The sequence below is a fragment of the Pseudomonas alkylphenolica genome (assembly GCF_004025535.1).
Classification (GTDB): Bacteria; Pseudomonadota; Gammaproteobacteria; order Pseudomonadales; family Pseudomonadaceae; genus Aquipseudomonas; species Aquipseudomonas alkylphenolica_A.
Genome location: NZ_QJRG01000033.1, coordinates 458,261 through 479,213 on the forward strand (window position 1 = coordinate 458,261; position 20,953 = coordinate 479,213).

General features: G+C 60.0%; 15 protein-coding genes and 1 pseudogene. 3 read left to right on the forward strand and 13 right to left on the reverse strand.

Annotated elements, in window-relative coordinates; genetic code table 11:
- Window positions 1-7: 7 nt before the first annotated feature.
- Genes DM813_RS02120 through DM813_RS02130 form a run of 3 tightly spaced genes read right to left on the reverse strand, consistent with a single transcriptional unit; the run spans window position 8 to window position 5,213 of the window.
- Window positions 8-3,061, reverse strand: coding sequence for an efflux RND transporter permease subunit (locus DM813_RS02120; RefSeq protein WP_128321796.1), 3,054 nt, complete (start codon window positions 3,059-3,061; stop codon window positions 8-10).
- Window positions 3,058-4,125, reverse strand: coding sequence for an efflux RND transporter periplasmic adaptor subunit (locus tag DM813_RS02125; protein WP_128321797.1), 1,068 nt, complete (start codon window positions 4,123-4,125; stop codon window positions 3,058-3,060). Before DM813_RS02125 ends, DM813_RS02120 begins: the two co-directional genes overlap by 4 nt.
- A complete protein-coding gene (locus DM813_RS02130; protein WP_128321798.1) occupies window positions 4,122-5,213 on the reverse strand; it encodes an efflux RND transporter periplasmic adaptor subunit in 1,092 nt (363 codons plus the stop codon). Before DM813_RS02130 ends, DM813_RS02125 begins: the two co-directional genes overlap by 4 nt.
- 235 nt (window positions 5,214-5,448) lie before the next feature.
- Here DM813_RS02130 and DM813_RS02135 point away from each other — a divergent pair.
- Window positions 5,449-5,849 (forward strand): annotated as a pseudogene (locus DM813_RS02135) (REP-associated tyrosine transposase).
- 103 nt (window positions 5,850-5,952) lie between these two features.
- Here the strand turns inward: DM813_RS02135 and DM813_RS02140 are convergent.
- The 7 genes from DM813_RS02140 to DM813_RS02170 all read right to left on the reverse strand — a co-directional run bounded on the left by DM813_RS02140 (window position 5,953) and on the right by DM813_RS02170 (window position 14,240).
- On the reverse strand, window positions 5,953-6,846 hold the full coding sequence (locus DM813_RS02140) for an ABC transporter permease subunit (protein WP_128321799.1): 894 nt from the start codon (window positions 6,844-6,846) through the stop codon (window positions 5,953-5,955).
- Window positions 6,843-7,763, reverse strand: coding sequence for an ABC transporter permease subunit (locus tag DM813_RS02145; RefSeq protein ID WP_128321800.1), 921 nt, complete (start codon window positions 7,761-7,763; stop codon window positions 6,843-6,845). The genes DM813_RS02140 and DM813_RS02145 overlap by 4 nt, the downstream gene beginning before the upstream one ends.
- Window positions 7,760-8,902 carry a polyamine ABC transporter ATP-binding protein gene (gene potA / locus DM813_RS02150; protein ID WP_128321801.1) on the reverse strand — a complete coding sequence of 381 codons (1,143 nt, stop codon included), beginning with the start codon at window positions 8,900-8,902 and terminating at the stop codon, window positions 7,760-7,762. Before potA ends, DM813_RS02145 begins: the two co-directional genes overlap by 4 nt.
- Before the next feature lie 59 nt (window positions 8,903-8,961).
- Window positions 8,962-10,056, reverse strand: coding sequence for a polyamine ABC transporter substrate-binding protein (locus DM813_RS02155; RefSeq protein WP_128321802.1), 1,095 nt, complete (start codon window positions 10,054-10,056; stop codon window positions 8,962-8,964).
- 167 nt (window positions 10,057-10,223) lie between these two features.
- The gene (locus tag DM813_RS02160) at window positions 10,224-11,321 is read right to left on the reverse strand and encodes a polyamine ABC transporter substrate-binding protein (protein WP_128321803.1); all 1,098 of its coding nucleotides are present in this window, start codon (window positions 11,319-11,321) and stop codon (window positions 10,224-10,226) included.
- 154 nt (window positions 11,322-11,475) lie between these two features.
- Window positions 11,476-12,834: an aspartate aminotransferase family protein gene (locus DM813_RS02165; protein ID WP_128321804.1), complete on the reverse strand. Its 1,359-nt coding sequence runs from the start codon at window positions 12,832-12,834 to the stop codon at window positions 11,476-11,478.
- Window positions 12,835-12,881: 47 nt separating this feature from the next.
- The gene (locus DM813_RS02170) at window positions 12,882-14,240 is read right to left on the reverse strand and encodes a glutamine synthetase family protein (protein ID WP_028942349.1); all 1,359 of its coding nucleotides are present in this window, start codon (window positions 14,238-14,240) and stop codon (window positions 12,882-12,884) included.
- A 581-nt stretch (window positions 14,241-14,821) separates the two neighbouring features.
- On the opposite strand from DM813_RS02170, the gene DM813_RS02175 reads away from it, so the two are divergent.
- Window positions 14,822-16,198, forward strand: coding sequence for a glutamine synthetase family protein (locus DM813_RS02175; RefSeq protein WP_128321805.1), 1,377 nt, complete (start codon window positions 14,822-14,824; stop codon window positions 16,196-16,198).
- 98 nt (window positions 16,199-16,296) lie between these two features.
- Here the strand turns inward: DM813_RS02175 and argA are convergent, their stop codons facing one another.
- Together argA and argE are read right to left on the reverse strand one after the other, a co-directional pair.
- Window positions 16,297-17,595 carry an amino-acid N-acetyltransferase gene (argA, locus tag DM813_RS02180; RefSeq protein ID WP_128321806.1) on the reverse strand — a complete coding sequence of 433 codons (1,299 nt, stop codon included), beginning with the start codon at window positions 17,593-17,595 and terminating at the stop codon, window positions 16,297-16,299.
- A 115-nt stretch (window positions 17,596-17,710) separates the two neighbouring features.
- Window positions 17,711-18,868: an acetylornithine deacetylase gene (gene argE / locus DM813_RS02185; RefSeq protein WP_128321807.1), complete on the reverse strand. Its 1,158-nt coding sequence runs from the start codon at window positions 18,866-18,868 to the stop codon at window positions 17,711-17,713.
- 127 nt (window positions 18,869-18,995) lie between these two features.
- Between argE and DM813_RS02190 the strand changes: the two genes are divergently transcribed.
- Window positions 18,996-20,387: an inorganic triphosphatase gene (locus DM813_RS02190; RefSeq protein ID WP_128321808.1), complete on the forward strand. Its 1,392-nt coding sequence runs from the start codon at window positions 18,996-18,998 to the stop codon at window positions 20,385-20,387.
- A 3-nt stretch (window positions 20,388-20,390) separates the two neighbouring features.
- On the opposite strand, the gene DM813_RS02195 is transcribed toward DM813_RS02190, so the two are convergent.
- Window positions 20,391-20,861, reverse strand: a complete 471-nt coding sequence (locus DM813_RS02195) for an Lrp/AsnC family transcriptional regulator (protein WP_128321809.1) — start codon at window positions 20,859-20,861, stop codon at window positions 20,391-20,393.
- Window positions 20,862-20,953: the final 92 nt, after the last annotated feature.

Here is a 20,953-nt window from a genome sequence, read left to right on the forward strand (position 1 = left end):
TGTATTTTTATGCACGTTGCTCCTCGGGCTCCCTGATCTTGTACCAGGCCACATACAGCGCCGGCAGGAACAGCAAGGTCAGCAGGGTGGCGATAATGATCCCGCCAATCATCGCGTAAGCCATCGGCCCCCAGAACACTTCACGGGCGATGGGAATCATGCCCAGGCTCGCGGCAGCTGCCGTCAGCAGGATCGGGCGACGACGATGGTTGGTCGCTTCCAGCACCGCTGCCCATGCAGACAATCCCTGCTCCTCATACTCGTGGATCTGGGTCACCAGAATGACCGAGTTGCGGATGATGATACCGATCAACGCGAGAATCCCCAGAATCGCCACGAAGCCCATGGGCGTGCCCGTCGGTACCAGCGCAAGCACCACACCGATCAAGCCCAGCGGTGCCACGCTGGCCACCAGGAACAACTTCTGCACGCTGTGCAGCTGGATCATCAGGAAGGTGCCCATCAGGAACAGCATCAGTGGTATGACTTTGGCGATCGGCCCCTGGGCCTTGCCGCTGGCCTCCACGGTACCGCCGGTCTCTACCTTGTAACCCACCGGCAGTTTGCTGGCGAATTCATCGATACGCGGCTTGAGTTCAGCAACAAGGTCCGTCGGCTGGATATCGCCACGCACTGCAGCCTTGATGGTAATGGTCGGCTTGCGGTCACGCCGCCAGACCAGCGGCTGCTCCATCTCGTAGCGCACGGTAGCGAACGCCAGCAACGGAATCGAGGTGCCATTGGGAGTGACGATCTGCAGGTTCTGCAGGGTCTGTGGCGAACTGCGCTCGCTGTCTTCGGCACGGGCGATGACGTTGATCAGGTAGATACTGTCATTCACCTGGGTGATCGGCGTGCCGCTGACAATGCTGTTCATGACGTTGGCCACGTCCTCGGACGACAGGCCGAGCTGACGCGCTTTGTCCTGGGCGATCTCGACCCGCAACACTTTACCCGGCTCGTTCCAGTCATAAATCATCTGGCCGATGTGGTCATTGCTGTCGAGCAAACTGGCCAGGGCGATGGCGTGTTTGCGCACCTCGTCGATGTCTTTGCCCATGACCCGGTACTGGATCGGCAACCCTACTGGCGGCCCCATTTCAAGTGACTGGACGTTGCTGCCGATACCGACGAAATCTTCACGCAAGCGCTCCTTCAATCGCTTGATCAACGCGTCGCGCGCCTCGAAGCCCTTACTGACGATGACCAGCTGGGCGTAGTAGGGGTTCTGCAACTGTTGGTCCAGTGGCAGGTAAAAGCGAATGGCGCCCTGACCAATGTAGGTGCTCCAGTGCACGATGTCCGGGTCGCCTTTGAGACTTGCCTCAAGCTTGTCCACCGCTTTGCGGGTTTCCTCGATCGAAGCGTTCTGCGGCAAGTTGAGGTCGACAAGAATTTCCGGGCGGTCCGATGAGGGGAAGAACTGATTCTGCACAAAGCGCATGCAGAACAGCGCCAGCACAAACAGCAAGATGGTCCCGGCAATGGTCAGCCAGCGATGGCGCATGCACCACACCAGGCTGTGCTCGAACGCCTTGCCGACGCGGCCGGTCTCTTCGTTATGCGCTTTGACCTTGGCGTTGAGGATATGCACGCCCAGCACCGGAGCAAATACCACCGCCACCACCCAGGACACCAACAAAGCGACAGCAATCACCGCGAACAGTGTGAAGGTGTACTCCCCCGCCGAACTGGCATTGAGACCGATCGGCATGAAGCCGGCCACTGTCACCAAGGTTCCGGTCAGCATCGGAAACGCCGTCGACGTGTAGGCAAAAGTCGCGGCCTGCTCTTTGGTTTCGCCCATTTCCAGGCGCGTCACCATCACCTCTACGGTGATCATCGCATCGTCCACCAGCAAACCCAGGGCAATAATCAACGCGCCCAGAGAGATCCGCTGCATGGTGATGCCGCTGTACTCCATGAAAATGAACACCATCGCCAGCACTAGCGGAATCGAACAGGCCACTACCAGACCCGCCCTGATACCCAGGCTGATGAAGCTCACCACCAGAACGATGACTACAGCTTCGAACAATGCGCTAGTGAAGCCACCTACGGCTTCTTCCACTACCACCGCCTGATCAGAGACCGTGTGCACCCCGACACCAACCGGCAGTTCGCTGACCACACGGTCCATCATTTTGTGCAGATCGGCGCCGAACACCTGAATGTTACCGCCGGCCTTCATGCCGATGCCCAGGCCGATGGCTGGCTGCCCGTTGAAACGAAACAGTGGCGCAGGCGGATCAACGTAGCCCCGCTCGATATCGGCAATATCTGCCAGGCGGAAAAATCGGTCGTTGATGCGCAGGTTGATCGCCTCCAGGTCCTTCTCCGAGGCGAACTGGCCAGACGTACGTACCGACACACGCTCCGGCCCGGCTTCGATAACCCCGGCCGGGGTGACCGCGTTCTGAGCCTGCAAGGCTTGCAGCACTTGTCGCTGATCGATGCCGAACGACGCCAGTTTGCGTGTAGAGAAGTTCAGGTACAGCACTTCGTCCTGGGTGCCGATCATCTCGACCTTGCCCAGGCCGGGCACCTCACGGATCTCGGCGCGCACCTGCTCGACATAGTCGCGCAGCTGGCGCAGAGTCAGGCCGTCGGCGGTAAACGCATAGATCGATCCGTAGACGTCACCGAACTCATCGTTGAACCCCGGGCCTTGGATACCCTGGGGAAACTGACCTCGAATGTCCTGGATCTTCTTGCGCACCTGGTACCAGATTTCGGGAATATCCTTGGCAGGCGTGGTGTCCAGCAAGTTGACATACACCGTCGACTCGCCCGGCCGGGTGTAGCTCTTCACATAGTCGAGCGAATCCAGCTCCTCGAGTTTTTTCTCGATGCGGTCGGTCACCTGATTCAGGGTTTCATCCTGGGTTGCGCCTGGCCAGCGGGTCTGGATGACCATCGTTTTGATTGCGAATGAAGGGTCTTCCTCACGCCCCAGGTTCATGTAGGAGAACACGCCCATCAGCAAGCTGACGAACATCAGGTACCAGACGAAGGATTGGTGCTTCAGCGCCCATTCCGAGAGGTTGAAGCTTCCTTTCATCGTGCATCTTCCTCATCGACTATGACCTTCTGGCCCGGTTTCAGACTGTTCACACCAGCTGTCACTACACGCTCTCCTGCTTGAACACCCGAACTCAACACCACGCTGTTGGGCGTGCGCTCAAGCAATTTCACCTCACGGGTGGCCACCGTGTGCTGCTGCGGATCGACCACCCAGACGCGGGTCTGCCCGTCAGTTTCCAGCAATGCCGTCGCGGGCAGTTCGTTGCGCGGTGATACTGACGAGGTCAGCGTGACGCTGATCGCCGTACCCAGGTAAAAAGTCCTTGGGGTATCGGCCAGAGTCAAACGCGCACGACGGGTTCGCGTCGCGGCGTCGGCCTGGGGTTCGAGCTCACGCAAGGTGGCGGTGGTGTTGATGCCCGCATCAAGTTGCGAAGCCACCACGAATTTCATGTCACCGGTCAATTGCTCGGCAAGGTAGGTCGGCAAGTCGATAACCGCTTCCTTCACGTCCGGACGGGCCACGGTCACCACCGCCTGCCCGGCACTGACGGTCTGCCCCGCCTCGGCCTGCCAGTCGGTAACCACGGCATCGTGATCAACATGCAATTCGCTGTAGCCGAGCTGGTCACGCGCCTGGCTGACGGCTGCGCGGGCCTGCTCCAGAGACGCCCCGGTGGTTTTCAGGTTGGTCGTGGCAACGTCCAGTTGTGCCTGGGCGCCCACGCCACGGTCAAACAACTGCTGCTGCCGACGGGCGTCTGCCTGGGCGTTGATCCACTGCGCCTGGACCTTTGCCAGGTCGCCCTCGGCGGCGCGCAACTGGTTGCGCTGATCGGCCGGATCTAGGCTGGCCAATACATCACCCGCTTTTACCGCGCTGCCGACATCGACCCAACGCCGGGCAATGCGGCCTGCCACACGAAAGCCCAAGGTGCTTTCGAAGCGCGCCTGAATAGTACCGGCGAAGCGGCCAAGATTGGCTTGTACCTGCGGCTGCACGATCACCGAAAGCACTGGCCGCACCGGCTCCGAATCCACAGACTCCTTTCCGCACCCCGCCAGAAGCAGGGCGCTGCACAGCAGTGTGACTGCTCTCATTGCGCTACCCCGATGTCCTTGAACGGTGCGATTTCTACCTGCATGCCGGGGGTGAGCAGCTGCCCGCCGGCTACCACCACGGTTTGCCCGGCTTTGAGGCCTTCACCAATGACCACCTTGCCAGTGAGGTACTGACTGATTTTGACCGGCTGCAAACTGACCTTGTCGCCGTCGCCTACCAACCACACGGCGGGGTCATGCAAGTCCTTGGTCAACGCCGACCAGGGCAGCACGACACTTGATGTGCCCTGGGCGTGACCGGTGGCAGTGACCGGTGAGCCCAACTCCATCCTGGCCGGCACATCGCGCAACGCCACTTTTACCTGCACGGTGCCGCTCTGTGCCGAAACGGTCGGGGTTATTTCACGCACGTGGCCCTGGGCCTGGACCTTCGGATCGTCCACCAGGCTGACGGTAATCGTCTCGCTGCTGGGCGGTGCGACCAACAGCGCCGGGTAAACATTGAACACCGCGTCGCGGTCACCATCGCTGGCCAGGGTGAAAATCGGTGCCGTGGCCTGCACAACCTGCCCGACTTCGGCCTGGCGTTCGGTGATGACGCCGGCAGCATCGGCCACCAGGGCGGTGTAGCTCAGTTGGTCCTGGGCATTGGCCAACTGCGCCTTGGCGGCGGTCAGTGCGCTCTGGCTGCTGCGCAGCGCAGCCTGGGCCGAGTCGTATTCACTCTGGCTGGTATAACCCTTGGGCAGTAATTTCTGCTGACGAACAAACGCTGCGCTGGTCTGGGTAACCCGCGCCTGCTCGGCGAATACTTCGGCCTTGGCCGAGTCGACATTGGCTTGCAGGTCCTTGGGGTCGAGACGGGCCAGCACCTGATTGGCCTTTACATGGTCACCGACATCAACGCTGCGGGAAATGATCTTGCCACCGACGCGGAACGACTGGTCCGCCTGTACCCGCGCCTGGACATCCCCCGTCAGTGTCACCAATGCGGCAAAATCGCTGGGTTGAACCTTTTGCACGGCCACCCGGGGTAACTCGATTTCGTCCGCTTCCTTCTTTTTGCAGCCAGCAAGCATGAGCACCGAGCCCAGACTGACGACTAATACCGTACGCAACACCGTCATGCAGGCTCCTTCCACGCGTAAGATCGATACAGGTATGCGAGTGTTAGCGTAGATCAGGGTTCTGAAAACGGCACTGGGGAGGGAATGTTTTACCCGCGAAAAGCCAGGGTGCAGTCTGTTGTTCCCACAGGGTTGGCATGTGATCCCTTGGCATAGCCGGAAACCATCGGCCATGTCGTGCCAACGCCTCAGTCACTACCTTTGAGAAGGTATCCACCTCTCAAGGAGCACGCTGATGCCCAAAGCCCAATCTCACCTGCTCCGCCGTGGCCGGTGCTCGAAACCCGGCAGGCTCTACTTGCTGACCACGACCACACATCAACGCAAACCGTTGTTTCACGACTTCGAGCACGCGCGCCTGGTCGTTCGGCGCCGGATCATCTGCACTAGTTGATTGAATTGAAAGCGGTCACGCTGGGCACACTGATGCGCAGGTTCAAGTCACGGTGCAGTCTCGCCTTGCACAAGGCGGGCGTTAAACATGAACCGATCTGGCAGAACGGCTATCAGGATCGGGCGCTGCGGCGGGAGGAGCATGTCGTGCGGGTCGCCAGGTACATCGTTGCCAATCCGCTACGGGCGGGGTTGGTAAATCGAGTCGGCGACTACCCGCATTGGGATGCGGTCTGGCTATGAATCGGCGGTGGGATCTTCGCGGGTGAACCCGCTCCCACAGGTACGGTGCAGGTCTCAGCCATTGCACTTTTCCTGTGGGAGCGGGTTTACCCGCGAAGCAACATCAGGCGGACGCTGTAACCGGCGCCTGACGCTTGGGTTGCGGCTGCGACACGTTGGCCGCTGCACCTTCTTCGATAGCCTGCTGGATCGCCTTGCGACGACGCTCTTCGGACTGACGGCTGAAGTACCAGACCATGAAGGTCACGATCGATACGCTCAGCAGGATCAGGCTGGCAACGGCGTTGATTTCCGGTTTCACGCCCAGACGCACGGCGGAGAACACTTCCATCGGCAGCGTGGTCGAACCCGGACCGGACACGAAACTGGCCAACACCAGGTCATCCAGCGACAAGGCGAAGGACATCATGCCGCCCGCCGCCAGCGAAGGCGCAATCATCGGGATGGTGATCAGGAAGAACACTTTCCACGGCTTGGCGCCCAGGTCCATGGCTGCTTCCTCGATCGACAGGTCCAGCTCGCGCAGGCGCGCCGACACCACCACCGCCACATAGGCCGCACAGAACGTGGTGTGGGCGATCCAGATGGTGACGATGCCACGCTCCTGTGGCCAGCCAATCAGCTGGGCCATGGCCACGAACAGCAGCAACAGCGACAGACCGGTGATCACCTCAGGCATTACCAGCGGCGCGGTGACCAGGCCACCGAACAGGGTACGGCCCTTGAAGCGCGTGACCCGGGTCAGCACGAAGGCCGCCAGGGTGCCCAGCGCCACCGCGGCGATCGCGGTGTAGCAAGCGATCTCCAGCGAGCGCATCACCGAGCCCATCAGTTGCGTGTTGTCGAGCAGGCCGACGTACCACTTCACCGACCAGCCGCCCCACACGGTTACCAGCTTCGAGGCGTTGAACGAGTAGATCACCAGGATCAGCATGGGCAGGTAGATGAACAGCAAACCCACGATCAACATCAGCTTGGAGAAACTGAAACGCTTCATGCCCTGCCCTCCATCTCTTTGGCCTGACTACGGTTGAAGAGCAGAATCGGCACGATCAGGATCGCCAGCATTACTACCGCCAGGGCAGACGCCACCGGCCAGTCACGGTTGTTGAAGAACTCTTGCCAGAGCACTTTACCGATCATCAGGGTTTCCGGACCGCCAAGCAGTTCCGGGATGACGAACTCACCGACCACCGGAATGAACACCAGCATGCAACCGGCAATGATGCCGTTCTTCGACAGCGGTATGGTGATCTTCCAGAAGCTGTTGAAGGTACTCGAACCCAGGTCGGATGCGGCTTCAAGCAAACTCTGATCATGCTTCACGAGATTGGCGTACAGCGGCAGGATCATGAACGGCAGGTAGGAATAGACCACACCGATGTACACCGCAAGGTTGGTGTTGAGGATCTGCAGCGGTTGGTCGATCAGGCCCAGCCACATCAGGAAGGCATTGAGCAAACCGTTGTTGCTGAGGATCCCCATCCAGGCGTACACGCGGATCAGGATCGCCGTCCAGGTCGGCATCATGATCAGCAGCAACAGCACCGTCTGCGTTTCCTTGCGCGCATTGGCGATGGCATAGGCCATCGGATAGCCGATCAGCAAGCACAGCAGCGTGCTGAAAAAGGCCATCTTCAACGAACCCAGGTACGCCGAGATGTACAGCTCATCCTGGGTCAACAGGCCGTAGTTGGCCATGTTGAGCACCACCTGCACTTTGTCTTCGACATAGCTGTAGATTTCGGTGTAAGGCGGGATCGCTACGTCCGCTTCAGCGAAACTGATCTTCAGGACGATGAAGAACGGCAGCATGAAGAACAGGAACAGCCAGATGAAGGGCACGCCGATCACGACATGACGGCCTTCAGGCTTTATTCGGTTGAATGCTCGCGTGAGCTTGCGCATGTTCATGACCGCAGTACCACGCCGCTGTCATCCTCCCACCAGACGTAGACCTGGTCGTCCCAGGTAGGTCGGGTGCCCTGGCGCTCGGCGTTGGCGACAAACGACTGGACTATCTTGCCGCCAGGCAGCTCGACGTAGAACACCGAGTGGCCGCCCAGGTAGGCAATGTCGTGCACTTTGCCGCGCGACCAGTTGTGCTCGCAGGTTGGCTGCTCGGTGGTCACCAGCAGCTTCTCCGGACGCAGCGCGTAGGTGATGCGTTTGTCTTCCACGGAAGTAGTGACACCGTGGCCGACGTAGATCTTGCGCTCAAGCTCAGGGGTGGCGATCACCGCGTGGCCTTCGGCGTCTTCGACCACTTCACCGTCGAACAGGTTGACGTTACCGATGAACTCGCAGACCAGGCGGCTGGTCGGGGTTTCATAGATGTCGATCGGGCTGCCGATCTGGGCGATCCAGCCCAGGTGCATGATCGCGATGCGCTGGGCCATGGTCATGGCCTCTTCCTGGTCGTGGGTCACCATCACGCAGGTTACACCGACCCGCTCGATGATCTCGACCAGCTCCAGTTGCATCTGCGAACGCAGCTTCTTGTCCAGCGCACCCATCGGCTCATCGAGCAACAGCAGCTTCGGACGCTTGGCCAGGGAGCGGGCCAGAGCCACACGCTGACGTTGGCCACCAGAGAGCTGATGTGGCTTGCGCTTTGCGTACTGGGTCATGTGCACCAGCTTGAGCATCTCGCCGACACGCGCGTCGATCTCGGCCTTGGGCATGCGGTCCTGCTGCAGGCCGAAGGCGATGTTCTGCGCCACGGTCATGTGCGGAAACAGTGCATAGGACTGGAACATCATGTTGATCGGCCGCTCGTAGGGCGGCATATCGGTGATGTCTACGCCATCGAGGAAGATACGCCCCTCGGTTGGCCGTTCGAAGCCGGCCAGCATCCGCAGCAAGGTGGATTTACCCGAACCGGAGCCACCCAGCAGGGCGAAGATCTCACCCTTTTTGATTTCGAGGGAGACGTCCTCCACCGCGATGGTTTCGTCGAATTTTTTCGTGACCCGGTCGATTTTGACCAGCACCTGTTTAGGTTGCTGGTCGCCCTCGAGGGCTTTCTTATAGGCACCGGAGGCAACTGCCATTTGTGAAACTCCCAACAAGATTTTTTGCGCTCGCCCCTGCCGTGACGAACCCTGGATTGTTACTTGCCCGACTTGACCTTGGTCCAGATGCGGGTCATCAAACGTTGCACTTTGGGGGGTAGCTCAGAGTTGACGTACAACTTGTCCAGCACTTCTTGCGGTGGATATACCGCTGCGTCGGTTCGCACGCTCTGGTCCATGAGTTCGCCAGCCTTTGGGTTAGGGTTGGCGTAACCGACGTAATCGCTCACCTGGGCAATCACCGCAGGTTCAAGCAAATAGTTGATGAAGGCATGGGCCTCTTTGACGTTGGCGGAGTCTTTCGGAATCGCCAGCATGTCGAACCAGAGGTTGCCGCCTTCCTTGGGAATGACATAGGCCACGTCAATGCCCTTGCCAGCCTCTTCGGCACGGGACTTGGCCTGGAACACGTCGCCGGAGAAGCCTGCAGCCACACAGATGTCACCGTTGGCCAGGTCCGAGATGTACTTGGAGGAGTGAAAGTAGGTCACGTAGGGACGTACTGCCAGCAGCTTTTTCTCGGCGTCGGCATAGTCTTTGGGATCGGTGCTGTTGGGGTCGCGCCCCATGTAGTTGAGCACCGCCGGAAGCATCTCGTCGGCAGAGTCGAGGAACGCCACGCCGCACTTGGAGAGTTTCTTGATGTTTTCCGGCTCGAACAGCATGGCCCAGGAATCGATCTTGTCGGTGCCCAGCGCCGCCTTCACCTTCTCGACGTTATAGCCGATGCCGTTGGTGCCCCACAGATAGGGGACTGCGTACTGGTTACCCGGATCGTTTTTCTCCAGACGCTTCATCAGCGCCGGGTCCAGGTTCGAATAATTCGGCAGCAGCGACTTGTCGAGCTTCTGGAACGCGCCCGCCTTGATCTGCTTGCCGAGGAAATGGTTGGACGGCACGACTACGTCATAGCCGGTACGACCGGCCAGCAGTTTGCCTTCCAGGGTTTCGTTGGAGTCGAAAACGTCCTGCACAGGCTTGATGCCCGTGGCTTTTTCAAAATCCGCGAGTGTGGTCTGGCCGATGTAGTCCGACCAGTTGTAAATGTGCACCGTGGGCGCCGCTTGGACGCTGATCGCCAGCGTCAGACCCGCTCCAGCCAGCATGGCCTTGCGAAATACAGAAATAGACAAGTGAGAGGTCCTCTACAAAAGTGCCCATGTCTTGCGGCAGTAATCCCTGCCGGACAAGCAAACCGGCGCGCAACTTACCTTCGATACACCCACTCGGCAAAAAAAAATTTGCCCTTCAAGCCCTCTCGGACGCCGCTTTCGCAGCATCCGGGAGGAAAACCGGGGAATTATTTGCCCGATTTGATTTTGGTCCAGCTACGCGTGATATCACGCTGGGCAGCTTTTTCCGGCGCTTTGATGGCGTACAGCTTGGCCTTCACTTCATCGGACGGGTAGATGGCAGGATCGCTGGTGATCTCTTTGTCCACCAGCGGGGTGGCCGCCAGGTTGCCGTTCGGGAAGCGCACGGCATTGGTGATGCCGGCCATTACTTCCGGTTGCAGCAGGAAGTCCATGAACTTGTAAGCGGCCTCGACGTTCTCGGCGTCTTTCGGAATGGCGACCATGTCGTAGAAGGTACCTGCACCTTCCTTCGGAATGGTGTAGCTCAGCTTGACCTTGTCGCCGGCCTCATGCGCACGGGCCTTGGACTGCTCCAGGTCACCCGAGTAACCCACGGCGACGCAAATGTTGCCGTTGGCCAGGTCCGAGATGTACTTGGACGAGTGGAAGTAGGTGATCGAAGGACGGATCTGGAGGAACAGCTCTTCAGCCTTCTTCAGGTCTTCCTTCTTGGTGCTGTCGCTCGGCAGGCCCAGGTAGTGCAGCGCAGCCGGAATCATCTCGGTCGGTGCATCGAGGAAGCTCACACCGCAGCTCTTGAGCTTGGCAATGTTCTCAGGCTTGAACACGGCGTCCCACGAATCGATCTTGTCCACGCCCAGCGCGGCCTTGACCTTCTCCGGGTTGTAGCCGATGCCGATCGAACCCCACATGTACGGGAAGGCGTACTTGTTGCCTGGGTCGCTGGCATCGCCAACGGCCTTGAGCAGTGCAGGATCGAGGTTCTTCCAGTTAGGAAGCTTGGACTTGTCCAGCTCCTGGTAAACACCGGCGTGGATCTGTTTGGCCAGGAAGTTGTTCGACGGGATGACCACGTCGTAACCGGACTTGCCGGCCAGCAGTTTGGCTTCCAGGGTTTCGTTACTGTCGAAGACGTCGTAAACGACCTTGATGCCGGTTTGCTTCTCGAAGTTGGCGACGGTGTCTGGCGCGATGTAGTCCGACCAGTTGTACACATGCAGCACTTTGTCATCCGCCTGAACAGCACTGGCCATGGCGCCCATCAGGGACATAGCCAACAACGTCTTGCCCAATTTCTTCATGCGTAATGCTCCAGAATTTTTTATTTAGCCATCTGTTCAGTGGCCGGCTGTCGGGCGACTGAAACAGTCGCTAGTCTGGCAAGTTACAAGGCGCACTTTCAACCAACGCGCGCCTCGAAACACGATGATGCCATTAGGCTAGCCTAGCACTTGGCTATTTCAGCGCCTCAAGCGTCAAGTCCAGGCATTTGCGTGCCTTTTCAACCAGCTCGTCGATCTCTTCACGGCTGATGACCAGCGGTGGTGCAATGATCATGGTGTCGCCCACGGCGCGCATGATCAGGCCATTGTCGAAGCAGTGCTGCCGGCAGATCATGCCTGCGCCCTGACCTTCGTAACGCGCCCGCGTTGCCTTGTCCTTGACCAGCTCGATTGCACCGAGCATGCCCAGGCCACGCACTTCGCCAACCAGCGGGTGATCGTTCAACTCGCGCAAACGTTTTTGCAAATACGGTGCCGTTTCTTCCTCGACCTGCTCGATAATTTTTTCATCGCGCAGAATCCGCAGGTTTTCCAGGCCCACAGCGGCCGCCACCGGGTGACCCGAGTAAGTGAAGCCGTGGTTGAAGTCACCGCCTTCACTGACCACACGCGCCACTTCGTCACGTACGATCACACCGCCCATGGGGATGTAACCGGAGGTGAGACCTTTGGCGATGGTCATCAGGTCGGGTTTGAGATCGTAGTAATTGGAGCCAAACCACTTGCCGGTACGACCGAAACCGCAGATCACTTCATCGGCGATGAACAGGATGTCGTACTTGGCCAGAATCTCCTTGATCTTCGGCCAGTAGGTATCTGGCGGAATGATCACCCCGCCAGCGCCCTGGATAGGCTCGGCAATAAAGGCAGCGACATTGTCTTCGCCGACTTCGAGGATTTTCTTCTCCAGCTGTTCGGCGGCCCAGACCCCGAACTCATCCGGAGTCATGTCGCCACCTTCACCGAACCAGTACGGTTGCGGGATGTGCACGATGCCCGGCAATGTGCCGCTCTGGGCGTGCATGCCGCTCATGCCACCCAGGGCAGCGCCGGCCACGGTGGAGCCGTGGTAGCCGTTGATGCGGCCGATGATCACTTGTTTGTTCGGCTTGCCCTTGACCGCCCAGTAGTGGCGAACCATGCGCAAGATGGTGTCATTGCCTTCAGAGCCGGAGCCGGTGAAGAACACATGGGTCATACCTTCCGGCGCTACGTCGGAAACGGCCTTGGCCAGTTCCAGTGCCGGTGGGTGAGCCGTCTGGAAGAACAGGTTGTAGTACGGCAGTTCACGCATCTGCTTGGAAGCGGCCTCAACCAGCTCCTCACGGCCATAGCCAACGGCAACGCACCACAAGCCAGCCATGCCGTCGAGGATCTTGTTGCCCTCGCTGTCCCACAGGTGCACGCCTTGAGCTTTTGTGATGATTCGCGGCCCCTTCTCTTTCAACTGTTTGTAATCGCTGAAAGGCGCCAGGTGATGCTCGCCGCTCAAAGCTTGCCACTCACGGGTTTGCGGGTTGTTGACGCTCATGTGCTTCTCCGTTTTCTGACGGCCGCACTCCTGCGGCTCCGGGTTGATCAGACCGCAAACAGCAGGAACTCACGTTCCCAGGAGCTGATTACGCGTTTGAAGTTTTCATGCTCGGCGCGTTTGGTCGCGACGTAGCCGGTGATGAATTTCTTGCCCAGGTACGGTTCCAGTGCCTGGCAGTTCTCCATGCGCTCCAGCGCGTCCTCGATGGTCAGCGGCAGGCGCAGGTTGCGTCGCTCATAGCCACGGCCCTGTACCGGTGCGCTGGGCTTGATGCCTTCGACCATGCCGATATAGCCGCACAGCAGGCTGGCGGCGATCGCCAGGTACGGGTTGGCATCGGCGCCCGGCAAACGGTTCTCGACGCGGCGGTTCTGCGGGCCGGCATCCGGAACGCGCAGGCCAACGGTGCGGTTTTCTTCGCCCCACTCCACGTTTACCGGCGCCGAGGTGTCGGGCAGGAAGCGGCGGAACGAGTTGACGTTCGGTGCGAACAGCGGCAACACCACCGGGATGAACTTCTGCAGACCGCCCACATGGTTGAGGAACAACTCACTCATGCGCCCGTCTTCATCAGAGAAGATGTTCTTGCCGGTGTGCACGTCGATGATGCTCTGGTGCAGGTGCATGGCGCTGCCAGGCTCACCGGTCATCGGCTTGGCCATGAAGGTGGCCGCGACGTTGTGCTTGAGCGCCGCTTCACGCATGGTCCGCTTGAACACCAGGATCTGGTCGGCCAGGGCCAGGGCATTGCCGTGACGGAAGTTGATTTCCATCTGCGCAGTGCCGTCTTCGTGGATCAGCGTGTCCAGGTCGAGGTTCTGCAGTTCGCACCAGTCATAGACGTCTTCGAACAGCGGATCGAATTCGTTGGCGGCTTCAATAGAGAACGACTGACGACCGGTCTCCGGGCGCCCCGATCGGCCGATCGGCGGCTGCAGCGGGAAGTCCGGGTCTTCGCAACGCTTGGTCAGGTAAAACTCCATTTCTGGCGCCACGATGGGCTGCCAGCCTTTGTCGGCATAGAGTTTCAGCACCTTCTTGAGCACGTTGCGCGGCGACAGCTCAACCGGATTGCCCTGCTTGTCGTAGGTATCGTGGATCACCTGGGCGGTCGGCTCGATCGCCCACGGTACGAGAAACACCGCGTTCTCGTCTGGCCGGCAGATCATGTCGATGTCGGCCGGGTCCAGCAGTTCGTAATAGATGTCGTCATCGACGTAGTCGCCAGTAACGGTTTGCAGCAGGACGCTCTCGGGCAAGCGCATGCCTTTTTCGGCAATGAACTTGTTGGTTGGAGAAATCTTGCCACGCGTGATCCCGGTGAGGTCGCTGATCAAGCACTCCACTTCAGTGATCTTGTGTTCTTTCAACCAATCGGTGAGCTGGTCGAGGTTGTTACTCATAAATACCTCAGGAGGTAAATGTCTGGACTGTCGTCAGGACACCCGGAGTGGGCCGTCCCAGACATTCTGGATGCCGGGCAACGCTAAAGCAAAAGCCACGCGAGGGCATACCGCGGCGAGGGCCGCTATAGTGAAGGCATAAGGTATTCAAAGAGGTGGCGACAACGGGCAGGCTGCCCGGGCCGTCAATTATTTCAGCCGGGGTGCAGGATGCTGGCGCGCGGCGAAAGCCGCCCGCGTAGAATGCGTGCAGACCGATCTGCGAGCGGCAGACGGTGATGCCGGTTGTCGGCAAGCGTGACATGTAACCCCCGGTATTATTGATGTTATGGGTTGCCACCGAGCTTAGCCTTGTTCATTTTTTTACACAACACCCCCGTAAAAAATAGAACACGGCATGCTCAAAACCGCTCGTATCGTACGAAAGCAGCGATTGTCTGCGCCCTTAATTGCAGCAAAAATGCCGCTCGAGGGCCATTTTAGGGCATCATGGGGTTGGCTTGACTTCAGTAGGGCTTTCCGATTGACTGGAGCTGCAAGCCCCCATTGATTGATATTTTTAACAACAAAGGTGTTGCATCATGTCGGTACCCCCGCGTGCCGTTCAGCTTAACGAAGCGAACGCGTTCCTTAAGGAACATCCTGAGGTTCTCTACGTTGACCTTCTGATTGCAGATATGAATGGTGTGGTGCGTGGCAAGCGCATTGAGCGCACCAGCCTCCACAAGGTTTACGAGAAAGGCATCAACCTGCCGGCCTCCCTCTTCGCATTGGATATCAACGGTTCGACCGTCGAAAGTACCGGCCTGGGCCTGGACATCGGCGATGCCGACCGCATCTGCTATCCGATCCCCGATACCCTGTCCAACGAGCCTTGGCAGAAGCGCCCGACCGCTCAGTTGCTGATGACCATGCACGAACTCGAAGGCGAGCCGTTCTTTGCCGACCCGCGGGAAGTCCTGCGTCAGGTCGTGACCAAGTTCGACGAGCTGGGCCTGACTATCTGCGCCGCCTTTGAACTTGAGTTCTACCTGATCGACCAGGAGAACGTGAACGGCCGTCCACAGCCACCGCGCTCGCCAATTTCCGGCAAACGCCCGATTTCGACCCAGGTTTACCTGATCGACGACCTCGACGAGTATGTCGACTGCCTGCAGGACATCCTCGAAGGCGCCAAGGAGCAAGGCATTCCTGCCGACGCCATCGTCAAGGAAAGCGCCCCTGCACAGTTCGAAGTCAACCTGCACCACGTTGCCGACCCGATGAAGGCCTGCGACTACGCGGTACTGCTCAAGCGCCTGATCAAGAACATTGCCTACGACCATGAGATGGACACCACCTTCATGGCCAAGCCCTATCCGGGCCAGGCGGGTAATGGTCTGCACGTCCATATCTCGGTGCTGGACAAAGATGGCAAGAACATCTTCACCAGCGAGGATCCCGAGCAGAACGCCGCACTGCGTCACGCGATCGGCGGTGTGCTCGAGACCCTACCGGCGTCGATGGCGTTCCTGTGCCCGAACGTCAACTCGTACCGCCGTTTCGGTGCCCAGTTCTACGTCCCCAACTCGCCGAGCTGGGGCCTGGACAACCGTACCGTGGCCCTGCGTGTGCCGACCGGCTCACCGGATGCCGTGCGCATCGAACACCGTGTAGCCGGTGCCGACGCCAACCCGTACCTGCTGATGGCTGCCGTGCTGGCCGGCGTTCACCATGGTTTGACCAACAAGGTCGAGCCGGGCGAGCCGACCGAAGGCAACTCCTACGAGCAGAACGAGCAGAGCCTGCCGAACAACTTGCGTGATGCACTGCGCGAGCTGGATGACAGCGAGATCCTGGCCAAGTACATCGACCCGAAATACATCGATATCTTCGTGGCCTGTAAAGAGAGCGAGCTGGAGGAGTTCGAACACTCCATCTCCGACCTCGAGTACAACTGGTACCTGCATACCGTGTAACAACCGCTTCGCGGCGGTCCGGTAAACCCGCCCCCACAGGGACATACTCCTGTGGGAGCGGGTTTACCCGCGAAGGGATTTATCCGTTCCTACGGGCGTTACAACGTCTTCTCAAAAATCTTCGAATTGCGCTGATAGTTGTACAGCGAAGCCCTGGCCGCCGGCAGCCGCTCGACCCCGCTGGGTACGAAGCCCCGCTCGCGGAACCAGTGCGCCGTCCGGGTCGTCAGTACAAACAGAGTGTTGAGGCCCATCTCCCGCGCCCGCGTCTCGATACGCTCAAGCAACTCATCACCGCGCCCGCCGTGACGATACTCGGGATTGACCGCCAGGCACGCCAGCTCGCCGGCTTCGGAGTCTGCAATCGGGTACAGCGCCGCACAGGCGATAATCATGCCTTCCCGCTCGACCACACTGAACTGCTCGATCTCGCGCTCCAGCACCTCACGCGAGCGACGTACCAGGATGCCCTGCTCTTCCAGCGGGCTGATCAGGTCAAGCAGACCACCGACATCTTCAATTTCCGCTTCACGCACCTTCTCGAACTGCTCCTGGGCCACGAGGGTGCCACCGCCATTGCGGGTGAACAGCTCGGTGAGCAAGGCGCCGTCTTCGGCGTAACTGACGATATGGCTACGCGCCACGCCACCACGGCAGGCCTCGGCGGCGGCATCGAGCAGTTCACCCTGATAATCGCTGCCCAAGCGCGCCAGGTGCGCGGGAACCTGCTGCGGACGCAGTTCACGCACCAGCCGCCCTTGCTCATCGAGCAAGCCGCGCTCAGCGCCGAACAGCAGCAACTTGTCGGCTTCCAGCTCGATGGCGGCGCGGGTTGCGACGTCTTCGCAGGCGAGGTTGAAAATTTCCCCGGTGGGCGAATAGCCCAGAGGCGACAACAGCACGATCGAACGCTCGTCGAGCAGGCGATTGATGCCTTTGCGGTCAACCCGGCGCACTTCACCGGTATGGTGATAGTCGACCCCTTCGAGCACACCGATCGGCCGCGCCGTCACCAGGTTGCCGGAGGCCACGCGCAGCCGCGAGCCCTGCATCGGCGAGGCGGCCATGTCCATCGACAGGCGCGCTTCAATGGCGATGCGCAACTGCCCCACCGCATCGATCACGCACTCCAGCGTGGCGGCATCGGTGATGCGCATGCCGCGATGGTAGTGCGGGGTCAGGCCGCGACTGCTCAGGCGGGTTTCGATCTGCGGGCGCGAACCGTGCACCAGCACCAGCCGAACCCCAAGGCTGTGCAGCAGCACCAGGTCGTGGACGATGTTGCCGAAGTTGGGATGTTCGACGCCGTCGCCGGGCAACATGACCACAAAGGTGCATTCCCGGTGAGCGTTGATGTAAGGCGAAGCATGACGCAGCCAGTTGACGTAATCGGGCATAACCAAAGAGCCTGTAAAAAATTGGACAAAAACGGGAAAGCACACAGCGCTCGAAGGGTTATCGTCGGAACAGGCTTGGCGTCACGCGCAATCTCCTTGGGGAAAACGGCTGAACTCAGCGGGCAATTACCGGGCTCAGGCAATAATGTTCAATCAGTTCACGCAATAGACGCACAGTAGGCTGCAAGCGTGACATTTCAAGGTACTCGCCCGGCTGATGGGCACAGGCGATGTCGCCGGGGCCCAACACCAGGGTTTCGCAGCCCAGTCGCTGAAGATAAGGCGCTTCAGTGCCAAAGGCTACCGCTTCGGCGCGATGACCGGTAAGACGTTCGGCTACCTTGACCAGTTCCGCATCGGCGGCCTGCTCGAAGGGCGGCACTTCGGGGAACAACGGCGCGTATTCGATCTGCACCTGATGCTGCTCGGCCAGCGGCACCAGCTTCTGGCGAATCGCCGCTCGCAGGGCCTGCGGGTCCATCCCCGGCAGCGGCCGCAGGTCGAACTCAAGTGCACATTGCCCGCATATCCGGTTGGGGTTGTCGCCGCCATGGATGCAGCCGAAGTTCAGGGTCGGTTGCGGCACGCTGAACTGGGCATTGTTGAATTCCTTCTGCCATTGCCGGCGCAAGCCCATCAGCTCACCCATCACCTGATGCATGGCTTCCAGCGCGCTATGGCCAAGACTGGGATCCGACGAATGGCCACTGCGCCCGAGGATGTCGATGCGCTCCATCATCACCCCCTTGTGCAGGCGGATCGGCTTGAGCCCGGTCGGCTCACCGATCACTGCCGCCCGCCCCAACGGCCGGCCAGCCTCGGCCAATGCGCGGGCACCCGACATCGAACTCTCTTCGTCGCAGGTGGCAAGGATCAGCAAAGGCTGTTTGAAATCATGGGCCAGCAGCGGCTGCACGGCCTCGATGATCAGGGCGAAGAAGCCTTTCATGTCGCAGCTGCCAAGGCCCACCCAACGACCATCGACTTCGGTCAGCTTGAGCGGGTCGGTGCTCCACAACTGAGGATCGTATGGCACCGTATCGCTGTGCCCGGCCAGCACCAGACCGCCCGGGCCACTGCCATAAGACGCCAGCAGGTTGAACTTGCCCGGGTTCACCTGCTGGATGTCGCAGTCAAAACCGAGGTCGCCCAGCCACCCGGCCAGCAGGTCGATCACCGCACGGTTGGACTGGTCCAGCGCAGGTTGGGTACAGCTGACCGAGGGTGCGGCAATCAGCGCGGCAAACTGGTCTTTGAGCGATGGCAACGGCATGCGCGTTCTCCTCGGGACGAAACCCATCATAGGGCCATCGGGCACCTGGAATAAACCGTCGACGGCCGAGTCCTGTACACTGCACGGCCAAGACGCTCCCTGTCATCCGAGCCTGGATTACCCAGCAATGCACAAAGAAACCGAAATCAAACTGCGGGTCAGCCGCGAGACGCTCGCCGCCCTGCGCGAGCACCCATTGCTGAAGAAGCGCAACAAGTCCGGCTGGCAGCAGCGCGAGCTGCTTAACCAGTACTTCGACACCCCCGAGCGTGACCTGGCTGCAGCCAAGGTCGCCCTGCGCCTGCGCCGCGACGGCGATGTGGTCATTCAGACCCTCAAGACCCGCGGCCAGAGCGTCGCCGGCCTGTCGCAGCGCAACGAACACGAATGGGAGCTGCCCAAGGCCAAACTGGACCTGAAGAAGCTCGACGACACCTGCTGGCCGGCCGAACTGGCCGAGCTGGACAAAAAGACCATCAAGGCGCTGTTCACCACCGACTTCACCCGCGAATACGCGGAAATTGCCTGGGGCCGCGGCAAGTCCAAAGTAGTGATCGAGGCAGCCCTGGACCTGGGCACAGTGGTCGCGGGCAAGCAGAAAGAAGAAATCTGCGAGCTGGAACTGGAGCTGCGCGAAGGTGAGCCCGAGGCGCTGCTGGAACTGGCTGCCGAGCTGTCCGCCAGCCTGCCGCTGTTCCCTTGCGACATCAGCAAGGCCGAACGCGGCTATCGCCTGCTCGACCCGGCCAGCTACGCCTTGAGCCTGACCGCAAGCGAGCTCAGCGCCGAAATGTCGGTAGATGACGCCTTTGCCGCGCTCGCCCTGCAATTGCTCGGCGCCAGCCAGCGCCTGGCTGAGCAGTATCGCTTCAACGGCCACTGGCGCCTGCTGCAAGACTGGGTGCAGGCCCTCGCCGAACTGCGCGCCCTGGCCAGCAGCCTTGGCCAGGCGGCGCCGCGTACCACCACGGCGGCCCTGCGCAGCAGCCTCGATGCCCTGCTCGAAGACTGGCGCCCACTGGTATTGGCCGGAAACGACGACGAAGACGTACGCCGCGCCGCGCCGGAACAGTTCGCCGAAGAGCTGCTCGACACCCGCTGGGGTCAGTTCTCCCTGGAAACCTCGCGCTGGCTGCTGGCCCGCGGCTGGACCGTCGAGCGCAACAAGCGCGGCGACCGCCAGGGCGCTGCCCAGTTGGCCAACTGGCTGAACGTACTGCTGGCTGACGAAGCCAAGGCGCTGAACCTGCCGCTGTACCATCGCCAGCCGGAAGACCTGGCCGAGCAACTGCCGCGTATCGAGCGCCTGTTGGCCTGGTTGCACCATGCCCGTCAGGTACTGGAAAGCCCGGACCTGGACCGCCTGTTCGGTGAACTGAACAAACTGCACGAACTGGCCAACTTGCCGATCAGCGACGAAGTGGAAGCAGACGTGCGCACCGAAGTGCTGGACGCCCGTGCCCAACAGGTCATGGCCGTGTTCCAGAGCCGTGGCTGGAAACACCTGCTGCGCAAGTAAGCCCTAGCGCAGCACAGGTAGACTCGTCGTGGACTTGATTTCAGACAAGGCCACGATCGAGTTGACCTCCTGGATCCCCGGCACCATCGACAGCTTTTCGAAGAAGAACCGTTCGTAGGCTTCGATGTCCGGGGTGACGATCCTCAGCAAGAAATCCACCGCCCCCATCAGCACATAGCATTCCAGCACTTCTTCAAAACCGCGGATCGCCTCGGTGAATTCGGTGAAGTTGGAGCGACCGTGGGCGTTGAGTTTTACCTCGGCGAAAATCTGCGTATTCAGGCCGATCTTCTTGCGGTCAAGCAGGGTCACCTGCCCGCGAATCACCCCCTCCTCCTTCAGGCGCTGAATCCGCCGCCAGCACGGTGACTGCGACAGCCCTACGCGTTCGGCAATCTGCGCACTGGAAAGCGAAGCATCCTCTTGCAACAGGGCCAGGATACGTCGGTCATAAGCGTCCAATTCGCTTTGCATAATAATTTCCTTTCTATGCACCAAGACGAATTATTCAATTCAATAACTCGCCATACTCGCTGATCTTAGAGAAAAAATTCCCGCGTGCGCAT

What these genes read in the sequence shown, in the direction of transcription:
- DM813_RS02120 (WP_128321796.1), bottom strand. Translation starts at nt 3,061, where the DNA reads ATGAAAGGAAGCTTCAACCTCTCGGAATGGGCGCTGAAGCACCAATCC.
- DM813_RS02125 (WP_128321797.1), bottom strand. Translation starts at nt 4,125, where the DNA reads ATGAGAGCAGTCACACTGCTGTGCAGCGCCCTGCTTCTGGCGGGGTGC.
- DM813_RS02130 (WP_128321798.1), bottom strand. Translation starts at nt 5,213, where the DNA reads ATGACGGTGTTGCGTACGGTATTAGTCGTCAGTCTGGGCTCGGTGCTC.
- DM813_RS02140 (WP_128321799.1), bottom strand. Translation starts at nt 6,846, where the DNA reads ATGAAGCGTTTCAGTTTCTCCAAGCTGATGTTGATCGTGGGTTTGCTG.
- DM813_RS02145 (WP_128321800.1), bottom strand. Translation starts at nt 7,763, where the DNA reads ATGAACATGCGCAAGCTCACGCGAGCATTCAACCGAATAAAGCCTGAA.
- potA (WP_128321801.1), bottom strand. Translation starts at nt 8,902, where the DNA reads ATGGCAGTTGCCTCCGGTGCCTATAAGAAAGCCCTCGAGGGCGACCAG.
- DM813_RS02160 (WP_128321803.1), bottom strand. Translation starts at nt 11,321, where the DNA reads ATGAAGAAATTGGGCAAGACGTTGTTGGCTATGTCCCTGATGGGCGCC.
- DM813_RS02165 (WP_128321804.1), bottom strand. Translation starts at nt 12,834, where the DNA reads ATGAGCGTCAACAACCCGCAAACCCGTGAGTGGCAAGCTTTGAGCGGC.
- DM813_RS02170 (WP_028942349.1), bottom strand. Translation starts at nt 14,240, where the DNA reads ATGAGTAACAACCTCGACCAGCTCACCGATTGGTTGAAAGAACACAAG.
- DM813_RS02175 (WP_128321805.1), top strand. Translation starts at nt 14,822, where the DNA reads ATGTCGGTACCCCCGCGTGCCGTTCAGCTTAACGAAGCGAACGCGTTC.
- argA (WP_128321806.1), bottom strand. Translation starts at nt 17,595, where the DNA reads ATGCCCGATTACGTCAACTGGCTGCGTCATGCTTCGCCTTACATCAAC.
- argE (WP_128321807.1), bottom strand. Translation starts at nt 18,868, where the DNA reads ATGCCGTTGCCATCGCTCAAAGACCAGTTTGCCGCGCTGATTGCCGCA.
- DM813_RS02190 (WP_128321808.1), top strand. Translation starts at nt 18,996, where the DNA reads ATGCACAAAGAAACCGAAATCAAACTGCGGGTCAGCCGCGAGACGCTC.
- DM813_RS02195 (WP_128321809.1), bottom strand. Translation starts at nt 20,861, where the DNA reads ATGCAAAGCGAATTGGACGCTTATGACCGACGTATCCTGGCCCTGTTG.